The 14,494-nt window shown below is 72.3% G+C and carries 9 protein-coding genes; 5 read left to right on the plus strand and 4 right to left on the minus strand.

Annotated features, from left to right (window positions below; translation table 11 throughout):
* Positions 1 to 23 precede the first annotated feature (23 nt).
* Positions 24 to 1,514 (minus strand): FAD-binding oxidoreductase, encoded by a 1,491-nt coding sequence (locus tag AB5J73_RS46885; RefSeq protein ID WP_370966493.1) that lies wholly within the window; start codon positions 1,512 to 1,514, stop codon positions 24 to 26.
* A 200-nt stretch (positions 1,515 to 1,714) separates the two neighbouring features.
* On the opposite strand from AB5J73_RS46885, the gene AB5J73_RS46890 reads away from it, so the two are divergent.
* From AB5J73_RS46890 to AB5J73_RS46910, 5 genes are read left to right on the plus strand one after another with little or no spacing between them, the layout of a single operon-like run.
* A complete protein-coding gene (locus tag AB5J73_RS46890; protein ID WP_370966495.1) occupies positions 1,715 to 2,506 on the plus strand; it encodes a hypothetical protein in 792 nt (263 codons plus the stop codon).
* A 37-nt stretch (positions 2,507 to 2,543) separates the two neighbouring features.
* Entirely contained in the window at positions 2,544 to 3,971 is a 1,428-nt protein-coding gene (locus AB5J73_RS46895) for a methyltransferase (RefSeq protein WP_370966497.1), read from the plus strand.
* Positions 3,958 to 6,828 carry a condensation domain-containing protein gene (locus AB5J73_RS46900; protein WP_370966499.1) on the plus strand — a complete coding sequence of 957 codons (2,871 nt, stop codon included), beginning with the start codon at positions 3,958 to 3,960 and terminating at the stop codon, positions 6,826 to 6,828. The genes AB5J73_RS46895 and AB5J73_RS46900 overlap by 14 nt, the downstream gene beginning before the upstream one ends.
* The gene (locus AB5J73_RS46905) at positions 6,825 to 8,594 is read left to right on the plus strand and encodes a non-ribosomal peptide synthetase (RefSeq protein ID WP_370966501.1); all 1,770 of its coding nucleotides are present in this window, start codon (positions 6,825 to 6,827) and stop codon (positions 8,592 to 8,594) included. Before AB5J73_RS46900 ends, AB5J73_RS46905 begins: the two co-directional genes overlap by 4 nt.
* 10 nt (positions 8,595 to 8,604) lie before the next feature.
* A complete protein-coding gene (locus AB5J73_RS46910; RefSeq protein WP_370966503.1) occupies positions 8,605 to 9,834 on the plus strand; it encodes a cytochrome P450 in 1,230 nt (409 codons plus the stop codon).
* 349 nt (positions 9,835 to 10,183) lie between these two features.
* Here the strand turns inward: AB5J73_RS46910 and AB5J73_RS46915 are convergent, their stop codons facing one another.
* From AB5J73_RS46915 to AB5J73_RS46925, 3 genes are all read right to left on the minus strand, one after another.
* Entirely contained in the window at positions 10,184 to 12,568 is a 2,385-nt protein-coding gene (locus AB5J73_RS46915; RefSeq protein ID WP_370966505.1) for a beta-glucosidase, read from the minus strand.
* 179 nt (positions 12,569 to 12,747) lie between these two features.
* On the minus strand, positions 12,748 to 13,056 hold the full coding sequence (locus tag AB5J73_RS46920) for a hypothetical protein (RefSeq protein WP_370966507.1): 309 nt from the start codon (positions 13,054 to 13,056) through the stop codon (positions 12,748 to 12,750).
* A gap of 20 nt (positions 13,057 to 13,076) precedes the next feature.
* Positions 13,077 to 14,405, minus strand: a complete 1,329-nt coding sequence (locus AB5J73_RS46925; protein WP_370966509.1) for a histidine kinase — start codon at positions 14,403 to 14,405, stop codon at positions 13,077 to 13,079.
* Positions 14,406 to 14,494 lie beyond the last annotated feature (89 nt).

The raw sequence follows: 14,494 nt of genomic DNA on the forward strand, positions 1-14,494 counted from the left end.
ACCTCCGGGGTCGGGCGTCCGGCTCAAGGAAGACGCACGGAGAACGGGTTCCGGAACACGTCGCCCGGGTCCCAGCGCGCCTTGACCCGCTGCAGCCGCGGGTAGTTGTGCTGGTGGTAGAGCTCGTGCCAGGCCAGCCCGGAGCGGTTCCACCGCTCGTCCTGCACGTCGAAGTCCGGGTTGTTCACGTACGAGCCGTTGGTGCGCTCGTCGGGCACCGGCACGCCGCCGGTCCCGGCGTAGACGTCCGCGTAGAACTCGCGCAGCCAGGCCAGGTGCGCCTCGGGCTGCTCGGAGGCGTCCCAGTGCGTGGAGTAGACGAGCTTGAGGATCGAGTCGCGCTGCGCGATCGCGGTGTCGGCCGGCGACAGGGCGTTCATCTGCCCGCCGCAGCCGACGAACATCACGCCCGCGCGGTGGTTGCCGTAGTCCTCGCGCAGCAGGTGCCGGTAGATCTTGCCGGCCTGCTCGTCGGTGCAGCGCTTGCGCAGGTCGGCCGCCTTGATCTTGAAGCTCAGCGTGTGGTCGCCGCTGTCGGCGATCCCGCCCCACGACGTCGAGTGCAGCCACGGCAGCTCCTGGCGGCTGCTCAGCGCCGGGGCGACGCCGAGGTCCCGGCGGATCGCGGCCACGTAGTCGTCGAGCAGGCCGGCCGCGTTCGGGAGGGCGCTGTCGATCTGGGTCGACATGGCGACGAACTGCGAAGCCCGCGTCCCGCACCAGAGGCCGCTGTAGAGGTCGTCGTAGGGCGAACCGGGCGCGCTGTTGCGCTCGTACCAGTCGCCGTGGTTGCGCAGCAGGCGGGTGAACGCGGCTTCGTCGAGCATGTCCCACACCCAGACGTCCTGCTGCACCAGCAGCCGCGCGGGCGGGGTGGGCAGCAGCGCGGACGGGGCGCCGGTCACGCCGGGGATCCGCAGCCAGTAGCGCGTCACCACGCCGAAGTTGCCGCCACCGCCGCCGGTGTGGGCCCACCAGAGGTCGTGGTTCTCGTCGTCGGGGTCGCGGGTCGCGACCACCGCGCGGGCCGTGCCGCCGGCGTCGACCACGACGACCTCGACCGCGTACAGGTGGTCGGAGACGTAACCGAACTTCCGCGACAGCGGGCCGTACCCGCCACCCGCGATGTGCCCGCCGAGGCCGACGCTCGGGCAGGAGCCGGCCGGGATCGTGACGCCCCAGCGCTTGTACAGCGTCCGGTAGGCCTGGCCCACGGTCGCGCCGGGCTCCACGACGAAGGCGTCGCGCTCGGGGTCGAAGTCGATGCGGTTGAGCTCGGAGAGGTCGATGACGACCTGGACGTCCGGGGCGCCGACCATCTCCTCGACGCAGTGGCCGCCGCTGCGGACCGCGATCCGCCTGCCTTCGCGGACGGCGGTGCCGACGGCTGCCACCACCTCTTCGGTGGAGGTCGCGACGCAGACGTAGTCGGGCTTGCCGACCCAGCGCTGGTTCACCCCGCGCACGAGATCGGCGTACCGGGCGTCGTCCGGCAGAACAGTTACCGCACCCATCGATCGCCCTCATTCCCGAGTTTATTCATCCTCGCCGAACACTACGGTGGCGCCGCTGACCGCTCCAACCCCTAACCCCCCGAAACCGCTGCTCACCAGCCTCTTGCTTAGGGGCGCGCTAGGGGTTACCGGCCCGATCGGCCGCTGCTAAATTCAGACTGCGGAAATCTTTATTCTGCTAAATACAAGGGCGGGCAATCGTGGCCGAACTCCATTCATGGCACCCGATCGACGAGAACGCGGACGACAAGGAAGTAATCATCACGGTTGATTTCACGGTCACCGGGCGACCGGAAGCGGGGTTCGCCGAGCTCGCGACCCACCTGGAGACGCCCTACGGCGTGTGGGAGAGCCTGCCGCCCGCCGTCGGCGACGAAACCGGCATGAACGGGGACGACTACCTCGACCGGTGGACCACCGAGCTGAGGGAGAGCGGCGTCGAGGTCAAGGCGGTGTTCGGCTACTGCGCGTCCAGCGTGTTCGCGCTGGCCATCGCCGACCGGATCGCGACCTGGCAGGACAAGCCGCAGGTCGTGCTGTTCGACCCGACCGCCGCGACCGGGTTCACCGTGCTCTACTACGGCTTCTTCCGCGTGGTGGACGCGCTCGCGGCCGTCCTCACCGACGACGAGGTCCGCGACGCGCACGCCGCCGGCGAGACCGCGCAGCGGACCCACGACGACCTCGAGACGCTCACGAAGGAGTTCGTGCGCATCTACCGCGAGGTCGGCGGCACCGCCTTCGAGCGCGTCGGCCTGGAAGCCGACCGCGCCGAGGAGCTGGTCTCCTGGTTCAGCAGCTACATGACCTACCTCGTGGCCGCTTCGCAGCTGACCGTGCCCGCCGACCTGTCCGGTGTGGACGTCATCCGCTCGGCCGAACTCCCCGGCGCGCTCGAGATCGGCGCGCGCGAAGTCCGCTTCGACATCGACCACTCCGGCCTGCTCAGCCAGCCGGAGGTCGCGCAGGCCGTCAGCGGCCTGCTCGCCTGACCGCCCCCGTTTCTTCCGGAATCCAGCAGGAGAGCTGATGCCGACGTCACCGACCGGTCTGGGCACCGGCACGGAAAGCCAAGCCGAAGCCGCGCTCGCCGGGCACCCCGGGATCGCGCGCGCCCGCGTGACCCGCGAACCCGGGACCGGGCGGCTCGTCGCCCACGTCGTGCCGCGGGACCCGGTCGCCGAGGACGGCGACGACCGCAAGCGCGTCGACGAGTGGCAGCTGATCTACGAATGGGTCTACGGCGAGCTCCCCGAGTCCGGCGGGCTCGGGGAGAACTTCGTGGGCTGGCACAGCACCTACACCGGGCTGCCGATCGAGCTCGCGCAGATGCGGGAGTGGCGGGACGCGACCGTCGAGCGGATCAAGTCGCTGCGACCCCGCCGGGTGCTGGAGATCGGCGTCGGCACCGGCCTGCTGATGGCCAAGCTCGCGCCGTCGTGCGAGGAGTACGTCGCGACGGACTTCTCCGCCACCGTGGTCGAGACGCTCACCGGCCAGGTCGCCGACGACCCCGCGCTGGCCCACGTGACGCTGCACAACCGCGAGGCCAACGACTTCTCCGGGCTGCCGGACCAGCACTTCGACACCGTGGTGATCAACTCGGTCATCCAGTACTTCCCGGACATCGGCTACCTCGCGGACGTGCTGCGGCAGGCGGCCGCGCTGCTCGCGCCCGGCGGCGCGGTGTTCGTCGGCGACGTCCGGAACCTGCGGCTGCTGCGGGCCTTCCGGACCGCCGTACTGGCCGACGAGCTCGCCGCCGCGCCCGAGTCGGCCCGCGAACTCGTCGAGAACAGCGTCCTGGAGGAGAAGGAACTGCTCGTCGACCCCGACTTCTTCCCGGCGCTGGCCGCGACGCTGCCCGGGATCGCGGCGGCGGACGTCCGGCTCAAGCGGGCCCACCACCACAACGAGCTGAGCCGGCACCGCTACGACGCCGTGCTGCGCAAGGAACCCGCGGAGACCGTCGAGCCGGTGCTGACCGCGGCCTGGGACCCGGGTGCGCTGGAGACGCTGCTGAGCGACGTCCGGCCGGCGTCCGCGCGGATCACCGGCGTGCCGAACGGCCGGGTCGCGCGCGAGCTGGCCGAGCTGGCGAAGCTCGACACCGGCCGGGCGCCCGCCGCGGTGACCGCGCCGGACCCGGAAGACCTCCACGAGATCGGCAGGCGGCGCGGCTACCAGGCCGCGGTGACCTGGTCCGCCGAAGGCCCCGGCCTGGTCGACGTCGTGTACACGCGCGACGGCGAGCCGGTGACAGTGCCCGCCTCGGCCGCCACCCCCGGACTGCCCTTCACCACCTACGCGAACGCGCCCTCGCGCGCGGCGAAGACGAGCTCGTTCGTCGCCGAGCTGCGCGCGTACCTCGCCGCGCGGCTGCCCGCCGAGGCGATCCCGCACGCCTTCACCACCGTCGAAGACCTCCCCGAAGGGACCGGACATGCCGACCACTGAGGGCGCGCGGATCCCCGCGACCCGCAAGGAAGAAGGCCTCTGGCTGCTGGAGCGGCTGGTCCCCGGCGAAGGCGTCAACAACGTGCCGGGCGTCGCGCTGCAGGTCTCGGGCCGGCTCGACCGGGCCGTGCTGCAGGAAGCCGTCGCCCGGCTGGTGCGCCGGTACGACGCGCTGCGGACCGTCTTCCACGCCGACGACACCCGGCTGACCAAGGAGGTGCTGCCGTCCTTCCCGGTCCGCCTGGAGGGCGAGGACAGCACCGACGTCGAGGCCGGGCTGCGCGAGCTGATCACCCGGCCGTTCGCGCTCGACGGGACCCCGCTGCTGCGCGTCGGCCTGTTCCACGGCCCCGAGCACGACTCCGTCGGCGTGGCCGTGCACCACCTGATCTTCGACGGCACCTCGATGTCGATCTTCCTGGAGGAGCTCGCGGCCGCGTACGACGCCGTGCTCGCCGGGGACCTCCCCGACGCGAGCGAGCCCGTGCCGCTCTGGCCGGAGTCCGAGCCGAAGCCGGCGAGCCTCGCGTTCTGGCGCGAGCACCTGCGCGACTTCGACGCGAGCGGCCTCGAACTGTGGTGCGGCGGCCAGGAAAGCGCCCAGCCGACCCTGCGCGGCGAGCAGCTGGTCCGCGCGTTCTCGCCCGAGGCGAAGGACGTCGTCACCGCGCTGCAGAAGGACCTCAAGGCGCCCGACGTCGTCCTCCTGCTGGCCGCCTACTACCTGCTGCTGCACGCCCACGGCGCCGGCCCCGACCTCGCCGTCGGGTTCCCGGTGAACGTCCGCAGCCAGCAGGCCCAGCGCGCGATCGGCTACCACGTCAACATCGTCCCGCTGCGCGTCCGCATCGACCCGGCCGAGACGTTCCGGGCGTTCAGCCGCCGGGTGCGCGACCTCTTCTTCGAGGCGATCGCGCACGCGGACGTGCCGATGGACGTCCTGCTGCCCGAGGTCGAGCGCGCCGATTCCTCCTGGCGCACCACGATGTTCCGGCACGTGTTCAACTACCTGCCCTTCGGCGGGCGGGCGGCCACCAGCATCGGCGGCGCACCCGCCGAAGTCGCCGAGATCGACCCCGGGCACAGCAAGTTCGACCTCGAGTTCGTCATCCTCCCGTCGGCGGACGAAAGCCGCGTCAAGGCGGTGTACGGCGCCGAGGTGCTCAGCGGCGACGACGTCGGCCTGCTGCTGGAGCGCTACGACGCCCTCCTCGTCGCGGCCGCGGGCGCGCCCGACCGGCCGCTGGGCGAGCTGGACGTCTGGGGCGCCACCGACCGCCGCGTGCTGGACGTCGCCGCGAAACCGGCGTCGCCGGACACCGCGCTCACCGCGATCGCCCGCCACGTGCGGGAGAACCCCGGCGCGCCCGCCCTCGTCACCGACGACGGCACCACGTCGTACCGCGAACTCTGGCGGGCCGCTTCGGCGGTCACGACCCTGCTGGCCGACGCCGGGACCGGCCCGGGCGACCTGGTCGCGGTGGTCGCCCCGCGCGGGCGCGAACTCGCGGCCGCGGTGCTCGGCAGCTGGCTGGCCGGCGCCACGGTGACCACCGTGGACCCCGATCAGGACGGCGTCGCCGAAGCCGTGTCCGGTGCGAAGCTGGTGCTGGGCGCGGCGGAAACCGCGCCGCACGCCTCGATCCCCTGGCGGCCGATCGCGTACGCGGTCACCGTGGCCGTCGAGCCGAACGCGGGCGCCGTGGCCCCGGACGATCCGGCGCTGATCGGCGTGACGCACCGGGAACTCGCCGCGTCCGTCCGGCACAGCGCGGCGCTCGTGCCGCCCGGCCGTCCGGTGCTGTGGCTGACGTCCCCGGCCGCCGGCGCCGCCGTCGCCGAGCTGCTGCTGGCACTGGCCACCGGTGCCCCGCTGGTCGTGGCGCCCGACCGGGCCCGCGCCGACGGCCGGCTGCTCGCCGAGCTCCTGACCCGCCACGACGCCGGCGTCGTGCACGCCACCCCGGCCGTCTGGTCGCGCGTGGTCGAGCACCTCGGCGAGGCCGCGGGCGGCCGGACCGCGCTGATCGGCGCCGAACCCGCGCCCGCCCCGCTCGTGCGCACCCTGCGCGCGCTCGAGGCCGACGTCCACACCGTGTTCTCCGGCTCCGGCCGCTGGGTGCTCGCCGACGGCATGCCGGTCGCGGGCCTCGACGCCGACGTCGTCGCCCCGGACGGGCGGCGGCTGCCGCTGGGCGTGCGCGGGGAGCTCCGGCTGGGCAGGCTCGCCGTCGGTGTCCTCGCGCACTGGCGCACCGACGGGTCCCTGCACGTCCACGGCCCGCGCGAGCGCCAGCTGTTCCTCGGCGGCACCCGCGTCGACCTGGCGACCGTGGAGGACGCGCTGACCGCGTACACCGACGTCGTCGCGGCCGCGGTCACCGCGCGGGTCACCGACGGCGGGACCGAGCTGGTCGCCGTGGTGCACGCGCCGGACAAGCCGCAGCTCGCCGCCGACCTGGCCCGGCACGCCGAGACGGCCCTGCCGCCGCGGGCCCGCCCGGCCCGGTACCTGCGGGTCGACGCGCTGCCCGAGACCGCCGGGCACGAAGTGGACCGGGCGGCGGTCGCCGAACTGGCCGCCACGGCCGGGCCGGCGCCCGAAGTGCCCGCCGAGGCCGTTCCGGACGCCACGACCACCGCCGTGATGGCGATGTTCGCGAAGCTGCTCAAGCGCACCGACGTCACCGAAGACACGAACTTCTTCGCCAGCGGCGGGCATTCGCTGCTGGCCGCCCAGCTCGTCCAGTCGATCCAGAAGCAGACCGGGGTCCGGCTGAAGCTGTCCGCCGCCTTCTCCCACCCGACGCCGGCCGCGCTGGCGGAGCTGATCACCGAACGCGGGAGCACCCGATGACGACGTCCTTCAACCCGGCGCCCCGCCCGTTCGAGCGGGCCGAGACCATGCACGGCCTGTTCGAGTGGTGCGCCGAGCGCTGGCCGGACCGCACCGCGCTGCACCACCGCGGCCGCGACATCAGCTACCGCGAGCTGGCGGAAACCGCCGACGCGTACGCGGCCGAACTGCAGGCGCGCGGCGTCGAGCGCGGTTCGATCGTGCCGGTGCTGCTGCCCCGCTCCCCCGAGCTGTTCGCGACGCTGCTGGCCGTGCTCAAGTGCGGTGCCGCCTACGCGGCGCTGGACCTGCGGTGGCCGCACGCCCGGCTGGCCGAGCTGATCGAGCACCTCGGCGGGGCGGTGGTGGCCGCCGAACGCGGGGCCGGGTGGCCGTCGGCGTGGGCGCCGCCGGAACAGCCGATCCTCGGCGCCCGCCCGGCCGCCGTCGAGGTCGGCGCGGACGACGCCTGCGCGGTGTTCTTCACCTCGGGGACCACCGGGACGCCGAAGGGCGTGGTGACCGCGCACCGCGGCAACGTGCGGCTCTTCGACGACTGGCTGTTCACCCCGCTGGACTCCGGCGCGGTGATGCCGCAGGCGCTCGCGGCGACCTGGGACGCCTTCGGCCTCGACTCGTGGGGCGTGCTGTTCAACGGCGGCACCCTGGTGCTGCTGGAGGACACCCTGGAGCTGGCGACGAAGCTGCGTGACCTGGTCGCGATCCACGGCGTCACCACGATCTTCCCGCCCACCGCGGTGTTCCACAGCATGGTCGACAACGACCTCGACGCCTTCGCCGGCCTGCGGGCCGTCGGCACCGGCGGCGAGAAGCTCTCGGCCCGGCACGCCGCCCGGTTCCTCGAGGCGTACCCGGACATCCCGCTGTACAACATGTACGGCCCGGTCGAGTCGAGCGTGGCGGCCACCTGCCACCGCGTCCGGCCGGAGGACTGCACCGAGGTGCCGCTCGGCCTCCCGTTCCCCAACACCCAGGCCTACATCGTCGACGGCGACCGGCTGTGCGACGTCGGCGAGAGCGGCGAGATCTGCCTGGGCGGCAAGGGGCTGGCGCTCGGCTACTTCGAGGACCCTTCGCTGACCGAGCGCAAGTTCGTCGAGATCGCCCTGCCGGCCGGGCCGGAGCGGGTCTACCGCACCGGTGACCTCGGGCGCTGGACCGCCGACGGGCTGCTGCACTTCGAAGGCCGCGCGGACCGCCAGGTCAAGATCCGCGGGCACCGCATCGAACTCGACGACGTCGAACACAACGCCGGGCGCGTGCCGGGTGTCGGCGCGTGCGCGGTGGTGCCGGTGACCGGCGCCGACGGCGCGTACGAGGACCTGTGCCTGTTCTACGCCGGTGCCGGCGACGAGACCCCGGGCGAGGAAGAGCTGCGCACCCGGCTGGCCGAGCGGCTGCCGGGCTACCTGGTGCCCGCCCTCGTGCAGCGCCTGGAGCGGCTGCCGGTGCTGGAGGACCGGAAGCTGGACCGCCGGGCGCTGGCCGAGCTGGCCGCGAACCGCCGTGCCGAGTCGGTGGCGCCGGTGGCGGAAGAGCTTTCGGACACCGAAGCGGCGGTGGCGGGGTTCCTGCGCGAAATCATCGGCGTGCCCTCGATCGCCAGCGACGTCTCGTTCTTCCGGCAGGGCGGCAACTCGCTGTCCGCCGCCCAGCTGTGCTCCCGGATCAGCCGGGACCTCGGCGTCAAGCTGCGGATCTCCCAGGTGTTCGAGGCGCCGACCGTGCGCGGCGTCGCCGGGCTGATCACCGCCGGAAAGCCGTAGGAGGAAAGCCATGCCGGTCCGGACGGCCGAGGACATGACCACCCAGATGCGGGTGCTGTGGACCCTCGGCGAACTCGGCGATCCCCTGGCGCTGCTGCTGCGCGGCCCGGAGGATCCCTATCCGCTCTACGAAAAGATCCGCGCGAAGGGCCCGCTGCACCGCAGCGAACTCGGCGCGTGGACGACGGTCGACCACGCGACGGCCACGAAGGTGCTGCGCGACCGGCGGTTCGGGGTGCTCAAGTCCGACGGCAAGCCGATCAGCCCGGTGATCACGTCGTTCGACAACTCGATGCTCGGCGCGGACGGCGCCGACCACGCGCGGCTGCGCAAGCTGGCGACGCCGTTCCTGAGCCCCAAGGCGATCCTCGGCTTCCGCGACCGGCTGACGGCGATCTGCCACGAGCTGCTCGACCGCGTCGACACGAGCCGCGAGTTCGACCTGATGGCGACGTTCGCCGACCTCATCCCGGTGACGGTCGTGGCGGCCATCTTCGACATCCCCGAGCCGTTCCTGAGCCGGTACCTGGAGCACGGCCCGAAGTTCGGCACGATCTTCGACGAGATCACGTCGGCGGAGCACATCGCGGGCGTCCAGCGGTCGCTGGACGAACTGGACGCGCTGTTCACCGAGCTGATGGAAATGCGCCTGGCCCACCCGGGCGACGACGCGGTCAGCAAGCTCCTCACGGCCCGCGCCGAGGACCGGCTCACGACGCACGAACTGGTGTCGATGTGCCAGCTGCTGACCCTGGCGGGCGCGGAGTCGACGGTGAACCTGATCGGCGTCGGCGTCAAGACGATGCTGGAACAGCGGGACCAGTGGGACAAGCTGGTGGCGGACCCGGACCTGGCTCCCCAGGCGGCGCAGGAGTCGCTGCGGTTCGAAGCCCCGGTCCAGCAGTCCAGCCGCGTGTCCACAGTGGACGTCGAGATCGGGGACACGGTGATCCCGGCCGACACGGCGGTGGTGGTCCTGACGGCGGGCTGCAACCGCGACCCGCAGGTGTGGTCCCGTCCCGACGTCTTCGACATCACCCGCCCGACCACCCCGGACAACCTGTCCTTCTCGGGCGGCTCCCACTACTGCCTGGGCGCGCCGCTGGCCCGCCTGGAGGCGGACGTGGCGTTCCGGGTCCTGGCAACGCGCTTGCCGGACCTGCGCCAGACGGGCCCGGCCGACCGCCGGCGCTCGGCGATCATCCGAGGCCTCCGCCACCTACCGGTGACGAACGGCTGACGATCCTTCCCCGGACGGCCGGCACCCCGACCAGGGTGCCGGCCGTTCGCTTTGCCCGGCCACCGGCGACAACCGCCGTGGGGACCCTCATGGGCTTGAAAGCCGGGAGGCCCGGCAAAGTCGGGGCCGGTTCGGCCGACCGTCGCGTCGCGGGTTGGTGATGGTCGCGAATGACTCATTCGGGACCACCGGGGTCGCGAATGAGTCATTCGCGACCATCCTCGGCGGTCACCGGCCGGAGGCGACGGTGGGCGAACGCGACTTCGCCGGAGCGCTGGGCTTGAAGCGCCGGAACGCGAAACGGCCGGCGCCCCCGGGAGGGAGCACCGGCCGTCCGGTTCGGGTGGGATCAGTTCACCGCGACCGTCGTGCTCAGCGGCAGCGAAGCCGAAGACGAACCGGCCTTCACCGAGCGCGTTCCGGCGCCGCGCTTCCACGCCTTCGCCGCCGAGTCCCAGTAGCTCAGCTGGCGCGGGTCCACGTGGATCGTCAGCGTCCGGTACGCCCCGGCCGTCAGCGTGACCTTCGCGTACCCGCCCAGTGCCGTCGGGGCCTGGGGAGCCGTCACCTGCGGGCTCGGGCCGAGGAACACCTGCGCCACCTCGGTGCCCGTCCGGGTCCCGGTGTTCCGCACCGTCACCTTCACGTCCAGGCCGCCGTCCGACGCGTTGGCGGCCGTCAACCCGCTGTAGGCGAACGACGTGTACGAAAGCCCGTAGCCGAACGGGAAGAGCGGGGTCACCTTCTTGTCCGCGTACCAGCGGTAGCCGATGTCGACGCCCTCGGTGTACTTCACCTGGCCGTCCTGGCCCGGGTACAGGCCGGCTTCGCCGCTGACGAGCGTGTGGGCCTCGTCCACCGGGAACGTCTGGGTCAGCTTGCCCTGCGGGTTGGCGTCGCCGTACAGCAGCGCCGTCGTCGCCTCCGCGCCCTTCTGGCCCGGGTACCACATCTCCAGCACCGCGGCCGTCTTCGCCAGCCAGGGCATCTTCACCGCGGACGCCGTGTTCAGGACCACCACCGTGTGCGGGTTGGCCGTGGCGACCGCGTCGATCAGCTCGTCCTGGTAGCCCGGCAGCGACAGGTCGGGCCGGTCGAGGCCTTCGGAGCTGTCGTCGTAGGCGAACACGATCGGCGTCGTGGCCAGCTTCGCCGCCGCCACCGCTTCGGCGATCTTGGTCTGGGCCGCGACCGGGGTGAGCCAGTGCAGGTTCACCTGCAGCGGCTTGACGAAGTCCGCGAAACCGTACAGCAGCAGCGAGTGCTGGCCCGCGGTCAGGTGCACGGTGATGCCGGTGTAGCCGGTCGCGATCGAGTCGCCGAACAGGCCGCTGGCGACGCCGTCCACCTGGAGGAAGCCGCCCCCGCCGGTGGCCTGCAGCTGGATGCTGTAGTCGCCCTCGGTCGGCGCGGTGATGGTGCCGTTGTAGAACACGCCTTCCGAGCCGGCGGGCAGCCCGCCGCCCTGGGTGTACGCCGGGGACAGCGCGTTCGCCGGGACGGCTTCGCCCGCCGGGTCGTAGCCCGCGGTGTAGGTCGTGGTGCTGCCCGCGCGCTGCTTGATCAGGTCCAGCGGGGCGGCCGGCGTGGCCGACGGGAGCACGTGGGAGCTGCCGCCGCCGTTGAGCTTCGGCGTCTTCGCGTTGTAGCCGATCACCGCGACCTTGCCCGAGCGCGCGGTGCTCAGCGGCAGCGCCGCCTTCTCGTTGCGCAGCAGGACCGCGCCCGCCTGGGCCACGTCCTGCGCGGTCGCCGTCAGCCCGGCCAGGTCACGCGCCGGGCGCGCCGGGTTGTCGAGCAGGTGGAACCGGTCCATCTGGCCCAGGATGCGCCCGACCGCGGTGTCCAAAGCGGACTGCGGGATCTTGCCCTCGCCGATCGCGGTCTTGAGCTGGTCCCCGAAGTACGTGCCGTCCGGCATCTCCTGGTCGAGGCCCTTGGGCAGGCTGTCGGGCGTCAGCGACATCCGCCAGTCCGACATCACCCAGCCCTTGAACGCCAGCTGCTCCCGCAGGATCCCGGTGAGCAGGTCGCCGTTCGCGCACGCGGACGGGCCGTTGAGGTTGTTGTACGAGCACATCACCGCACCGGCGCCGGCCTTCACCGCCGCCTCGAACCCGGGCAGCTCGACCTCGTGCAGCGTCTGGTCGTCCATCTGGACGTTGATCGTCTGCCGGTCGTTCTCCTGGTTGTTGCCGGCGAGGTGCTTGACCACCGGGATGGTGCCCTGGCCCGCGATGCCCTTGACCTCCGCGGCGGCGATCCGCGACGTCAGCAGCGGGTCCTCGCTCAAGGTCTCGAAGTTGCGCCCGCCGTAGGGGATCCGGATGGTGTTGACCATCGGGGACAGCAGCGCGTCGGTGCCCAGCGCCCGGGCTTCGCGGCCGACGCCGGCGCCGTAGCGGGTGGCGAGCGACTCGTCGAAGCTGGACGCGAGCGAAACCGGCGCCGGCATGACGACCGACGGCTTGTCGACGCGCACCCCGGCGGAGCCGTCCGCCAGCCGCAGCGCCGGGATGCCGAGGCGCGGCACACCGGGCACGTAGCCCGCTTCGCCGACGCTGTTCGGGTCCGTGCCGCCGTGCACCAGGGAAAGCTTCTCGTCGAGCGTCAGCTCGCCGACGAGGCTCCGCACCCTCGGCGAGAACTTCGCGGCCGGATCGGCCGCGGCGCCGGCCGCCGCCAGACCGGACGTCAGGAGTACGCCGGCCAGGACGACCGCCGCCGTGCGCAACCGTGGCCGCGCACGAAGAAGATCATTACGCATAGTCACCCCAGAAACCCGCGAAAGGGTCGCCCCCACCGCATGTTGGTCCAATTGACGACCAACCTAGGTGACTACTGCACGGACCGTAACCCCTGTCTTGACCAGGGCCTTCACCGGTTCAGACCGGCCGCGAGACGAACTCCCGGCTAATTCCGGGTGACGTCCAGGCTCGCTTCGCCGCCGCGGATCTCCCCGAGGTGCAGGTGGTACCCGAGGAAATTGATGTCAACCCCCTGGAACAGCGAGACGCTGATCCCGTTCGACAGCAGGGTCACGGAATTGTTGTCGACCTTCTGCACTTCCAGTTCCTGCCCACCGAGGTCGACTTTGCCACCACTGGTGAGGTTGAAATGGCACGACCGATCCGCGCAGCCCAGATCGATCAAATGGTCACACCCGGCCACCGAAAAAGAAGTGACGATAGCGAACAGGCACACCACGATCCCACGACGCATTTCGATCCCCCGGTATCAGTTTACTGTTCGGCTGAGGGCAGGACGCACGGAATGAGGATGGTGATTTCGGTCGGGCCGCCCGCCGGGCTGTCGATTTCCACGACGCCGTCGAACGCCGCGACCCGCCGCTGGACCCCGGCGAGCCCGGTCCCGCGGCGGAGGTCGGCGCCGCCCCGGCCGTCGTCGGCGACGACGACCCGCAGGACGCCCGGCCGGTGGGTGACGGTGATCCGCACCCGCTTGGCCGCCGCGTGCTTGGCCGCGTTGGCCAGCAGTTCGGCGACGGAGAAGTAGACCGCCGACTCCAGCGCCGCGTCGGGCCTGCCGATCAGGCCGACCTCGACGTCGGTGGGCATCGGCGCGTCCATCGCGAGGTCCTCGAGGGCGGCGCCGAGGCCCCGGTCGGCGAGCATCGGCGGCTGGATGCCGTGCACCAGCCCGCGCAGCTCCCGCAGGGCGGCCGCGGACAGGTCCCGCGCGCCCGCCAGCTGGCGGCGGACCTCGTCGAGGTCGGTGTCGAGCAGCATCTCGGCGGTGCTCAGCGACATGCCGATCGCGATCAGCCGCGCCTGGGCGCCGTCGTGCAGGTCGCGCTCGATCCGCCGCAGCTCCGCGGCCTGCGCGTCGATCGCCGCGGCCCGCGTCGCGAACAGCCGCTCCACCCGCCGCGCCAGCAGCGCGCGCTCGTCGGGCGCCAGCAGCCACCGCGTCCAGGCCTCGTGCAGGCTGACTGCGCCGGGTGCGGCCACCAGGCCCAGCACCAGCAGCGCCAGCCCGGCGACGGCGGTCCCGGCGACCCCGGCCGGCGTGTCCATCGGCAGCGGGAAGTACCACTCCCCGGTCGCCAGGTGCGGCGCGGTCAGGGGCGAGACCAGCAGGAACGCCCCGAACGCGGCGAGCGCGACCGGCAGGGCCGCGACCAGGCCGCCGGTCAGCGGGTTGACCACCAGCCAGCACAGGTCGCGCCAGGTGGCCGGGTCGGTGAAGAACCAGCGGCCGCGGCGCTGGGCGAGGGAGATCCAGCGGGACTTGTGGAAGTCGTACCCGTTCCAGTACCAGCCGTTTTCGGTGCGTTCCAGCGCCGGCAACGGGAGGTACGGCGATTCGATCGCACTGCCGTAGACGGCGGGCGCGCTTTTCCGGGAAAGAGCGGGCAGCACCCGGCACGCGGGAATGGCGACCAGTACGGTCAGCCCCGCGGCGGCGACGTATTCCGGCAGCCAGATCACCGCGGGCAGCGTGAGAACGCACACCTGCGCCGCCGCGAACAGCACGAGAACGACGAGTCGCGCCATTCCGGCGAAGCCGCGCCGGACGGCCGACGCGCTGCGCTGGGGAATCGTCGACATCCGCAGATCATACTCTCCGCGGGAGAGTGTTCCCGGTCGGCTCATCGCGTCCCCCATCCGCCTGAGGCGGCCCGATCGGGTCCGCACGC

Origin of the sequence: Amycolatopsis sp. cg9, from assembly GCF_041346945.1 — a bacterium.
Classification (GTDB): domain Bacteria; phylum Actinomycetota; class Actinomycetes; order Mycobacteriales; family Pseudonocardiaceae; genus Amycolatopsis.